Source organism: Sulfuriferula multivorans, from assembly GCF_003851125.1.
GTDB classification, from domain to species: domain Bacteria; phylum Pseudomonadota; class Gammaproteobacteria; order Burkholderiales; family Sulfuriferulaceae; genus Sulfuriferula; species Sulfuriferula multivorans.
Map to the genome: position 1 here is coordinate 18182 of NZ_BGOW01000028.1, position 10327 is coordinate 28508.

At 57.2% G+C, this 10327-nt stretch carries 4 protein-coding genes and 1 pseudogene; all 5 read left to right on the top strand.

What is annotated here, in order from left to right; genetic code table 11:
• Positions 1-73 precede the first annotated feature (73 nt).
• Entirely contained in the window at positions 74-568 is a 495-nt protein-coding gene (locus tag EI185_RS13330; RefSeq protein WP_124705644.1) for a hypothetical protein, read from the top strand.
• A gap of 3 nt (positions 569-571) precedes the next feature.
• A pseudogene (locus tag EI185_RS18485) lies at positions 572-874 on the top strand (DUF6973 domain-containing protein); the annotation flags it as partial.
• Between the two features lie 21 nt (positions 875-895).
• Positions 896-8029 (top strand): SPM autocatalytic domain-containing protein, encoded by a 7134-nt coding sequence (locus tag EI185_RS18065; protein WP_189836413.1) that lies wholly within the window; start codon positions 896-898, stop codon positions 8027-8029.
• Positions 8030-8547: 518 nt separating this feature from the next.
• The gene (locus EI185_RS13345) at positions 8548-8853 is read left to right on the top strand and encodes a hypothetical protein (RefSeq protein WP_124705646.1); all 306 of its coding nucleotides are present in this window, start codon (positions 8548-8550) and stop codon (positions 8851-8853) included.
• Between the two features lie 272 nt (positions 8854-9125).
• Positions 9126-10085, top strand: a complete 960-nt coding sequence (locus tag EI185_RS13350) for a chemotaxis protein (RefSeq protein ID WP_124705647.1) — start codon at positions 9126-9128, stop codon at positions 10083-10085.
• The last annotated feature ends 242 nt before the right edge of the window (positions 10086-10327 follow it).

Sequence of the window (10327 nt, forward strand, 5' to 3'; positions counted from 1 at the left end):
CTCATTTATCTTGGTGTTCAACAAGAAAAATAAATCGAAGCTGACCCCTTTAGTGCGGGAATAGGAGTGTGGTGTGAAAAGCGAAAATAAATCGAGCGTGGCCATTTTGATTGCTGTTGTGTTGCTCAGCACTACTGCAGGTCTAGGTTGCTCATCAAAGACTTCGCCTAGAGATGAACAGCTTGAACGAAAAATTATCGATATTTTATTGACGCACAAAAGTGACGATGTCTCAAAAATTGATATGAATAAAGTTGTTGGTAGCGAATGGAGAAAAATATGCATACAAGGACCGTATGCCACCAAAGATTGGTTTGAGCGGGCAACTGGTGAGAAGTTGCATGGGTACAGCGGCTTGGGAAGCGATAGTGAAGAATTCAATAATTTATGGATTTTTTATAAGAACGATACAAGTAAATTTGTACAAATCCCCAGGGGAGCGGTAATGGATCGATTCGCCGAGGATCTCACTTTAAAACAAACATTATGCACAACCACTTCTAACCCGTTTTTGTATTTAAAACGGCAGAATGGCTTAAAAAAGTTCTTTTTTATTGAGGGAGAATAGAAAATGCCTACTTTTTCAGACGCGTATATTCAGGCTGCGATCAATGCAGCCAATGAGCTTGGAGGCTTGACAGTTAATTCTGCCGACCCGTACCACAACGACCAATATGACGCATACCGACATGCGATGCTCAGTGCTGATCTAACCAATCTTTTTGGCGAAACAATATCCAAGATGATTATGGACGATCATGAAAGTGAAAATCCAGCAAATCCGCCTGCGGAAAAAAACATGGATCTCTTTAACAATAACGTTGGCAGAGAAGAGCTTAAGCGTTGGCAACAAGCATATGAATCAGGACAGACTACTGATTCACTGCGCAAATGGATGTATGACAGAGTTAAAGAAGGAAAAACAATAAACGATCTAATATCCGACCAGAGAAAATGGGTAGAGCCTGGAGACTATGACTACTATAAACGACCAGAATTTAATCGTGAATTAAACCGCCCCATCAACGACATCAAGAAAAAATTCAACAAAGCGGGCACCATTCCCTCTCCCGTCATCCTGGATTTGGATGGCGACGGCATCGAAACTACGGCGGTAAATGCAGGCGCCTACTTCGACCACGCCTCCGATGGCTTCGCCGAACAAACTGGCTGGGTGGGCAAAGACGACGGCCTGCTGGTACGCGACCTCAACGGCAACGGTACCATTGACACCGGCACCGAACTCTTTGGTAGCGAGACCAAACTCACCAACGGCCAGAAAGCCGCCAACGGCTTCGAAGCGCTCAAGGAACTCGACAGCAACAATGACGGAAAGATTGATGCAAGTGACGCTGCCTTTGCAACCCTTAAAATCTGGAAAGATGCCAACAGCGATGGCTACACCAGTGCAGGAGAATTGCTGACCCTCGCCGATGCCGGCGTGCAATCCATCAACGTCGGCTACGCCAACTCCACCCTGGTCGATGCCAACAACAACCAGCATGAACAAGTGGGAAGCTACACCACCACCATTGGACAAACCCGCGCGGCTGAAGACGTGTGGTTCCAGACCGATACCACTTACAGCATCGCCACCACCTGGCTCGACGTGCCCGCCGACGTGGCTGCGCTGCCCGACGCCAGCGGCTACGGCAAAGTCTACGACCTGCATCAGGCCATGGTGCGCGACACCAGCGGCAGCCTCAAGAACCTCGTCACCCAATTCACCCAGGCCGCCACCGTCGCGGATCGGGAATCACTGCTGCAATCCATCATCTACAAATGGACTGGCGTCGAAAACGTCGATCCCGCCAGCCGCGCAGCCACGCAAATCTACGGCAATGTCATCGGCGACGCCAGAAAGCTCGAAGCCCTCGAAGAATTCATGGGCGAAGACTGGTATGGCGTGTGGTGCTGGGGCACCAAAGACCCCAACCCCCACGGCCAGGCCGCCCCTGTATTGCTGGAAGCTTGGGGCGAGCTCTCCGAGATGATCTATGGGCAACTGGCGGCGCAAAGCTTCCTCAAGCCGCTGTACGACAAGATCGGCTTCAACTGGGATGCCACAGCCAACACCCTCACAGGCGACCTCAGCCTGGTATCCGCTGACATCACGGTGGCCATCAACACCAACCACACCGCAGGCAAAGAATTGCTGGCCGAATTCATGCGCAGCCTCAAGGGTATGGCTGCGCTGGGCACAATGGATATTGTCGGTTTTGAGACAGCGCTATCTCCGCTGGGGCCGGATGTCGTATCTCTGGTGAACAGTGCCTGGGCGGTAGTGGGTACGGAGGGCGGCGACATACTCACGGGCGGTGCCGACGCGGATATGTTGCAAGGTCTCGGAGGAGACGACACGCTTATCGGCAACGCAGGCAACGACATTCTCGATGGTAGTAACGGCAATGACACTCTGTATGGCAATGAGGGCGCCGATGTGCTTTACGGCGGAACCGGCAATGATCAGCTCTATGGCGGCGCAGGGGTGGACCAGTATTACTTCGCCCGAGGCGACGGGCAGGACACGATACACGAGGATTATCTGGACGATACCTGGATCAATATTGGCGATCTGACTATCGAGGAATTGACCTTCCGCCGTTCCGGCGCAGACTTGGTCGTGGGCTTCCAGACCAGTCTGGCGGATGGCATCGTGCTGGCCGAGTTCTTTAAGAACGGCGAACCGCAAAGCGCGCTGGTTCTGAAGAAAAGCAACGGCGATACCCAGGTGCTGGATGCCAGTGCCTTGATTCAACTTACTCTGATCGCAACGGAAAGTGCGGATGTGCTGGATGGCAGTTCCCTTGCGGATACGATTTCCGCTTTGGGTGGGGATGATCTGGTGTTTGCCCGTGCCGGAAATGACATCGTGGATGGCGGAGCGGGAAATGACAATATCAACGGAGGCGACGGCGACGACCAAGTCTCAGGTGGGTTGGGCAACGATACCCTTTATGGCGAAAACGGCGTCGACACCCTGGATGGCGGAGATGGCAATGACCGGTTATATGGTGGGGCGAACAACGACAGCCTGATCGGTGGGGCAGGCAACGATACGCTGGACGGCGGTGCTGGAGCCGACAGTATGGCGGGGGGCGCGGGTGACGATACCTATGTTGTGGAGGATGCAGGCGATGCCATTGTCGAAGCGGCCGGAGGCGGTATCGATTCCGTGACGAGTTCCATCAGCCTGACGCTGTCGGACAATGTCGAAAATCTTGGCTTGACGGGCACAGCGGATATTAATGCTGCGGGCAATGCCGAGGCCAACGTCATGCTGGGCAACACCGGGGCGAACCAGTTGTTTGGCATGGCGGGCAACGACACGATCAAGGGACTGGATGGCAACGACACTGTGGATGGTGGCGATGGTGCTGATGATATTTACGGCGGCATGGGCGACGATACGCTTGCCGGTGGAAACGACGATGACAGGCTCCATGGTGAAGCGGGCAATGATACCCTGTCCGGGGGCGCAGGCGGCGATTTATTGGAAGGTGGGGACGGCAACGATAGCCTGTCCGGCGGCGCGGGAGTGGATTTGCTGGATGGCGGTGCCGGAGCCGACAGCATGGCGGGCGGCGCGGGCGACGACGCCTATATCGTTGAAGATATAGGCGACACCATCGTCGAAGCGGCAGGCGAGGGCATTGACTCAGTGAATAGTTCGGTCAGTCTGGCACTGTCCGACAATGTCGAGAACCTCCTGCTAGTCGGCTATGCTGACATCAATGCCACCGGCAACGTCGATGCCAATGTCATGATTGGCAACACAGGTGCCAACCAGCTCATAGGCTTGGGGGGCAATGACGAACTTCATGGCGACGCTGGCACCGACTTCCTGGACGGCGGCGCAGGTAATGATCTTCTCGACGGCGGCACAGGCGTTGATACGCTGGCCGGCGGGGCCGGCGACGACATGTATTACGTGGATAGGGCTGACGACGTGGTAACCGAGGCGGCCGGGGAAGGCGTAGATACTATCCGAGCCACATCCAGCTACACGTTATCTGGCAACGTCGAAAACCTGATTCTGGAAGCAGACGCGGGCTATGCCGAAGGCGCCGGCAACGATTTGGCCAACCACCTCACCGGTAATGACTACGACAATCGACTTGATGGCGGTGCGGGCGCAGACGTACTGGAAGGCGGTTTGGGCAACGATACCTACGTCGTGGATGTGACCGCCGATCAGATCATCGAGACGGTTGACGGCGGCATTGATACCGTAGAGGGGGGCTTCACCTACACCCTCGGCGCCACGCTGGAGAACCTCGTTCTCACCGGCAATGCCAACATCGACGGTTACGGCAACGACTTGGTCAACCGCTTAACCGGTAATACCGGAAACAATCTTCTGGATGGTGGGCTCGGGGCGGATGTCATGGAAGGCGGGGCCGGCAACGACATCTACTACACCAATACTGAGGGCGAGCAGGTGATCGAGTTTGCCGATGAGGGCATCGATACCGAAATCCGTAGCTTCGACAGTCTCTACATTCTGTCTGGCAATTTAGAAAACCTGACCCTCACCGGCACAGTCATCCACGGCAACGGCAACGACCTCGACAACGTCATCACCGGCAACGCTGCCGATAACAGCCTGCTCGGCCTGGGTGGCAACGACACGCTCATCGGTGGCACTGGCAATGATGCTTTGTTCGGGGGTGAAGGTGCAGATACCCTCATTGGCGGCTCGGGCGACGACTATTACGAAATCGACAACGTGGGCGACACTATTATCGAGGCGGCGGGTGAAGGCGACGATTTTGTGCGCAGCACGGTGAGCTTTACGCTGGGTGCAAACCTTGAGCGTCTGGCGATCGACGGCACGGATAATCTCTATGTGACTGGCAACTCGCTTGATAACGGTCTGTGGGGCAACCTTGGTAACAACACCCTCACCGGCGGCACCGGCAACGATTATCTGTTCGGCGATGCGGGCAACGATATTTACGTCTATAACCGGGGCGACGGGCAGGACTCCATCGACAATACGGACCTGCTGAGTGCCACCGATACCCTGCGCTTCGGCACAGGCATCACGGATACCGATGTGCTGGCCTTCCAGTCGGGCACCAACATGTTCCTCAAGGTCAAGGGCACCACCGACCAGATCGGTTTTATCAATTATTACGGCGCCGACACCGTCAACGGCAGCGATGTGTCGGATCACAAGATCGACCGCGTGGAATTCGCTAATGGCGTGGTGTGGGATCAAGCCATGATCCAGACCGTGGTGGATCGCGCCAACAATAACAACGCGCCGACGATCAACAGCTTCCTGCCTGCGTTGCAGGCTCGTGCAGATTCCTCATTTACCTATACGGTAGCGGCCAACACGATTACCGACCCCGATCCCTGGGATTCGATTACCTACAGCGTAAAGATGCAGGATGGTTCGGCAGTGCCGTCGTGGCTGATCTTTGATGCGACAACCCGGGTGCTTTCGGGCACACCGGGCGCGGGCAACGTCGGCAGCTTTCAGTTCATCTTGTGGGGAACCGACAACTACAACTATTCCGCAGGCGAATACGTCACGATGAACGTCGGCGCGGCCAACCACGCCCCAGTCTTATCAACCGCCCTGCCCGACCAGGCGGCCCCCCAGGGCGGCGCGTTCAGCTACGCCTTCGCCTCCAACGCCTTCACCGACCCCGACGCCGGCGACACGCTCAGCTACAGCGCCACGCTGGCCGACGGCAGCCCATTGCTGTCGTGGCTCAGTTTCAACGCCGCAACGCGTACCTTCAGCGGCACCCCCAGCACCCTGGGTGCGATCAGCGTGCGCGTGACTGCGAAGGACACCGGCAACCTGACCGTATCGGACACCTTCGATATCAACGTCAGCGTGCAAAACCTGACGCTTAATGGCACATCGGGCGTGGACACGCTCAATGGCGGCGTGGGCAACGATACCCTCAACGGCCTGGCGGGCAACGACACGCTCAACGGCAATGCCGGCAATGACCGCCTGGATGGCGGCACCGGCAACGACACCTTGAGAGGGGGCGCGGGCGACGACACCTACATCGTCGACAGCGCCACCGACGTCATCACCGAGAACCTCAGCGAGGGTATCGACAACGTTCAGGCCAGTGTGACTACCACGCTGGCCGCCAACGTCGAGAACCTCACCCTGACCGGCACCACCGCCATCAACGGCACCGGCAACACGCTGGATAACGTCCTCACCGGCAACAGCGCCAACAATACGCTGACCGGCGGTGCGGGCAATGACCGGCTCGATGGCGGCACCGGCAGCGACACCATGCTGGGCGGTGCTGGCAACGACACCTATGTCGTCAATGTGTCCACCGACATCGTCACCGAGAACGCCAGCGAAGGCACCGACACCGTTGAATCCAGCGTCACCCTGACCCTTGCCGCCAACGTCGAGAACCTCACCCTCACCGGCACCACGGCTATCAACGGCACCGGCAATACACTTGCCAACGTCCTCACCGGCAATAGCGCCAACAACACCCTGTCCGGCGGCACCGGCGCCGACTCGATGATCGGCGGTGCGGGCAACGACACCTACGTCGTCGATAACGCTCTCGATGCCATCACCGAGAACCTCAACGAAGGCACCGATCTGGTTCAATCCAGCGTGACGTATACGCTCGCCGCCAACGTCGACAACCTCACCCTGACCGGCACCACCGCCATCAACGGTACCGGCAACACGCTCGACAACGTCCTCACCGGCAACAGCGCTGCCAATACACTTGCAGGCGGTGCAGGCAATGACCGTCTGGTCGGCGGCGCCGGTGCAGATACCATGCAGGGCGGCACAGGAAACGATACCTTTGTTGTCGATGTCGCTACCGACATCGTTACCGAGAACGCCAACGAAGGCAGCGACACCGTCGAGACCGGCCTTGCTTATCCCTTGGGCGCCAACGTCGAGAACCTGCTGTTAACCGGCACCAGCGCCATCAACGGCACCGGCAACACGCTCGACAACATCCTCACCGGTAACAGCGCCGTGAACACCCTGACCGGCGGCGCCGGCAATGACCGCCTCGACGGCAAAGCCGGTGCCGACAAACTGCTGGGCGGCACCGGCGACGACACCTACGTCATCGACATCGCCACCGACGCCATCACCGAAAACCTCAACGAAGGCACCGACAGCGTCGAGTCCAGTGTCACCTACACCCTGGCGGCCAACCTCGAAGCCCTCACCCTCACCGGCACCGCAGCGATTAACGGCACCGACAACACCCTCAACAACCTCCTTATCGGCAACAGCGCCATCAACACCCTCACGGCTGGCAGCGGCAACGATATCCTGCAAGGCGGCGCCGGCAACGACATTCTCCAGGATAGCGCCGGCACTAACCTGTTCGCCGGCGGCGCCGGCAACGACAGCCTGAGCGGCGCCAGCAGCGCCGAACTCTACCTGGGCGGCAGCGGCACCGACACCCTCACCACCGGCACCGGCACCGATATCCTCGCCTTCAACCGCGGCGACGGCCTCGACACCGTCGTGGCCAGCAGCGGCCAGGACAACACCCTGTCGCTGGGCGGCGGCATCCAGAATAGCGACCTGGTATTCCGCCAATCCGGCAACGACCTGATCCTCGACACCGGCACCAGCGACAGCATCCTCCTGCAAGGCTGGTATGCCTCCACCACCAACCACAGCGTCCTCACCCTGCAACTGATCGAAGACGCCGCCGCCGACTTCGCCCCCGGCGGCGCCGACCCGCTGCGCGACAATAAAGTGGAACAATTCAACTTTGCCGGCCTGGTCGACCGGTTCGACCAGGCGCGTAGCGCCAACCCCGGCCTCACCAGCTGGGGCCTGTCCAACGCCCTGCTCGACTTCTACCTGGGCGGCAGCGACAGCGCCGCGATCGGCGGCGACCTGGCCTACCAGTACGGTAAGACCGGCAGCCTCGGCAGCATCGGCTTGGACGGCGCGCAATCGGTGCTCGGCAACGCCCAGTTCGGCCAGCTGAACCAAGCCATCAACCAGCCGGGATTGTCTGATGGGTTGGTCAAGCTGAGTGCGTAACGGAAACTGGCTCTGCACACGCCCCAATGCAAAGTAAGGGTGGGCGTGTGCATTGGTTGAACAAGAAAGTAAGCGCACCAGGCGGCGCGCGTTACATCATGGAATATGATTTAACTTATGGCCCTCATGTGTGCCATATCTGGCTCTCTATTCCATGCCTTTGCATCTTGTGAAACTAACCAAAGGAATAACCAAAGGAATAACCAAAGGAATAACCAAAGGAATAACCAAAGGGGTCAGCTTCGAATATCTACTTGAGGAAAAGCCAGGCCCCGTCGCCCACGCATTAAATTAGCCGGAATACTCCAGCATGTCGTCCAGCGCGGAATCAATCGAGAGCCCTGCTTTTTCGTTGAGGAGGACTACCCCAGCTACCTCCACTGGCTGGAAAAGCGGCTGCCGATTGGCGCTGTGCTGTCCATGCCTATGTACTCATGACCAACCACGTCCACCTGCTGGTCACGCCGGAAACCGAGACGGGAGCGCCTAAGCTGAAGCAAGCCATCGGGCGGCGCTAAGTGCAATACATCAACCGCAGCTACTGCCGCACAGGAAGCCTATGGGAAGGGCGCTACAAATCCAGCGCATTCGGTTTGCCTTATCACAAGGACAGCCACTGGGCCTTGGCCGTTTCAGTGACCAAATATGTGCGGCGGTGGGGATCAGGCGCGCGCAGAAACGGCCGGGGAGACCTGCCGGCAAATCGAATTAACCCAGCGATACGGAAACGCAAGCCGATTTTGGGTTCTGAACAGGAGAGGATGGATATGGTGTTCAAGAGAAAAAACAAAGCGAAGCTGACCCCTTTGGTTCCTGGTGTGTAACGGTCTGTGATTAAAACGCCTGCCAATTCAGGCTGGCAATCCTGTTGAACCCCCCCTCCCAAAAGCCACCTGCGTCGAGCACGCTGAATAGCGCCACGGCGGCCCGGCGCTGCCGGATAGCGCACTCCTGATTCTGGGAGACAAATTAATTCAAGTATTTGATGCGGCCGGTCGATAAGACATTACCCGCATCGTGCAGCTCAGCAATGGGCACAATTTAATTCAGGCAATACGCTGGTAGTACCTGCAGCGCCGTCAACAAGGTGGAAAATATGAGTTCGGCTCAACAAGAAATCGATGAACGCACAAATCTGGCGGGTTCCAACAAATTTGAATTGCTGCTGTTTAAACTCGGCAGCAGTGCCGGTAGTGATCGATCGGAATTATTCGGCATCAATGTATTCAAGATCCGCGAAATCGTGGCGATGCCAGAGATTACCGTCGTCGCCGGCGCGTCCCCGCATTTGCTCGGCGTGGTGAATCTGCGCGGGCAGGTTATTTCGGTGATTGATCTGCCTGCGATTATGGGGTGCCAACCCAAGACCGGCCTGAATATCATGCTGGTGACTGAATTTGCGCGCACCACACAAGCATTTGCCGTCGAGTCGGTTGAAGACATCGTGCGGCTGGACTGGGGCCAGGTCCTCTCGGCGGAAGCCAGTACGGCTGATGGCCTGGTCACCAGCATCGCGCGGCTGGATGGCAATACCGATCGTTCCCGTTTGGCGCAGGTGCTGGATGTGGAGACCATACTACGCACGCTGACACCGTCCAGCGGATCGGATGTAAACCCCGAAACAATCGGCCCGAAAATCAATCTCAAACCCGGCACGATAGTCCTCGCCGCCGATGACTCCATCGTCGCGCGCGCCTTGATCGAGCAAGGTCTGGAAGCGATGGGCGTCCATTACATCATGACCAAAACCGGGCAAGAAGCCTGGGATCACCTCCAGTCAGTTGCACGTGTGGCCGAGACTGAAGGTAAGCCGGTGTCCGACAAGATCGCGCTGGTGCTGACCGACCTGGAAATGCCGGAAATGGATGGATTTACGCTGACACGAAACATCAAGCAGGACACGCGTTTCCGCGGGATTCCGGTGGTAATACATTCGTCGCTTACCGGCAATGCCAATGAAGACCACGTAAGGAATGTCGGGGCGGATGCCTATGTGGCGAAATTCGTGGCGGAGGAATTGGCCGCCACCATGCGTAAAGTGCTCACGCAATTGTAAGGCCGCGTCAGTATGGCGATGCGAATTGAGGTTGTCGCGGCCCTGGTGGCGGATAAAGGTACATGGAAGAGTGTAGTTACTGTGTTGATTGGCTCGCCAGTTCGTACAAATCCGGTAACTGGATTATCGTGATTGCAGTTAGGTATTGGTCGGGGGTATCCGCGATTTTGTGTAAACGGGAAATCGTTTAAAGCTGCGGCATGCGCTCATCGAACATGATCGTGAACCGATTTAACGCGGCC